Raw genomic sequence first — 1,889 nt, 5'->3', positions numbered from 1 at the left:
CTTCTATGGCATTAGAAAATCCTGTAAGTCCATCAACACAAGCAATTAATATATCTTCTAGGGGTCCCGTCAGGAAAACGCGGAATAACAACGCTAAGGATTTTCCTGATCACTCATAACCCCTTTATTTTCAATGCGTTTCGATCATTTTACATTCAAAAATTTTCTTAAGTAATCTAATTAGAATTCTTTACATTTCTCCTTGTATTTATTAGCTTTTTATCATGCTGCTCCGGAAAACGCGGAATAACAACGTTAAGACCCTCAATTTTATCAAAATTCAAATTTTTGTGAGATTTTAACAACGCTAAGAAATTATCTAAAATGATTCTAGCCCTTTAATTTCAAGGAGTTTTCGATATATTGAAGCTCGAGAAATATTTGTAATTTCACAGATTTGTTTTACTGTCATTTCACTCTCTTGATAAAGCTTTAAAGCATAATTCATTCCAGCGTGATTATTATGATATTTTTTTACTCTTCCTTTGAATTTGCCTTCTCTTTTGGCTATTTCAATACCTTCTCGTTGTCTCATTCTTATTAAATCTCTTTCTAATTGATTAACCCCAGCCATTATTGTTATTAAAAATTGACTATATGGATTTTCTTCAGACAGATCTAGCCAAGTATCTTTTAAAGATTTTAAATATGCTTTTTTTCCTCTAATTAAATCTATTAATAAGAATAAATCATGAGTACTACGAGTAATTCTTGTTAAATCAGTTACATAAATTACATCTCCACTTTTAATTTCTTTTAACATATTCTGTAATTCCAATCTATTCATTGTAGCTCCGGAAATTTTTTCTTCAAAAATAATATCCATTCCAATTTCTTGAAGCTGCTGTTTTTGTCTTGCTAAATTTTGATCTTCAGAACTCACACGAATATACCCTATTTTTCTCATTTTTATTCCTCCTCTTTGAGACAAGTCTTATGAGACTCTACAAACCTATATTTTATCACGGTTCTTATTTTGTATCAATAGAGTCTACTCTATTGATATAATATTAAAAATACAATTAAAGGAGTTACAATATGTCATTAAGAGGAAAAGAGTTATTTTCTCAAGAGCAAAGAGAAATGTTCATGAAAATACCTGAAGATGAATTATCTTTAGCAAGATATTACACATTTTCAAAATATGATTTAGAAATTATTCAAAGACATAGAAGAGATGAAAATAAAATAGGATTTGCTTTGCAATTAGCAGTATTGAGATATCCCGGTTGGCCATATAGCTACATTAAGTCTATTCCAAAGATAGTAATAAGTTATATTGCAAAACAAATAGGGACTGGAATAGTACCTGCTAGAAGATACCCACAAAGAGATAATACTCTTTGGCAACATATGAAAGAGATTAAAGAGGAATATGGTTTTATTTCTTTTGGTGAAGTTGAACACAAAAAAGTATTTAACTATATCTACAAATTAAGTTTAGAAAATGAAGATACCTTATATCTTTTTGATGAGTGTTTGAATTTTTTTAGAAAAAATAAAATTATACTTCCTGGTATAACTACTATTGAGAACCTAATATGGGAAGCTAAAAACGAAGCAGAAAAAATACTTTTTGATACTTTAAATAATTCTCTTTCAGAAGAGCAAAAAGAAAAGTTAAATTCCACTCTATTAGTTCAGCCAAATATAGAAGAACGAAGTAGAACAACCCTTGGTTGGTTAAAAACTCCAACAGGCTTTCCATCTCCAGAAACTTTTTTAAAGTTGGCTGATAAAATCGAGTATATAAAAGATTTACATCTTGATATTTCTTTAGTTCAACATTTTCATTCAAATAGATTGTTACAACTTTATAAAATAACTACAAGATATGAAATAACTACTATTGAGAACCTAATATGGGAAGCTAAAAACGAAGCAGAAAA

Annotated in this window: 2 protein-coding genes; one reads left to right on the top strand and one right to left on the bottom strand. The window is 28.9% G+C overall.

Translation table 11 applies throughout. From position 1 onward, the window contains the following. Positions 1 to 319: 319 nt before the first annotated feature. Positions 320 to 907, bottom strand: a complete 588-nt coding sequence (locus L988_RS05810; RefSeq protein ID WP_047382502.1) for a recombinase family protein — start codon at positions 905 to 907, stop codon at positions 320 to 322. Between the two features lie 131 nt (positions 908 to 1,038). On the opposite strand from L988_RS05810, the gene L988_RS05805 reads away from it, so the two are divergent. Further along, positions 1,039 to 1,889, top strand: an 851-nt coding sequence (locus L988_RS05805) for a DUF4158 domain-containing protein (protein WP_156111929.1), incomplete at its 3' end; no start/stop codon positions are given.

It is taken from the genome of Cetobacterium sp. ZWU0022 (genome assembly GCF_000800875.1).
GTDB lineage: Bacteria > Fusobacteriota > Fusobacteriia > Fusobacteriales > Fusobacteriaceae > Cetobacterium_A.
This window is presented reverse-complemented; position numbering and strand designations above follow the sequence as displayed.

Excerpts from the sequence above, each read along its gene's own strand:
- L988_RS05810 (WP_047382502.1), bottom strand. The coding sequence starts at position 907 with ATGAGAAAAATAGGGTATATTCGTGTGAGTTCTGAAGATCAAAATTTA.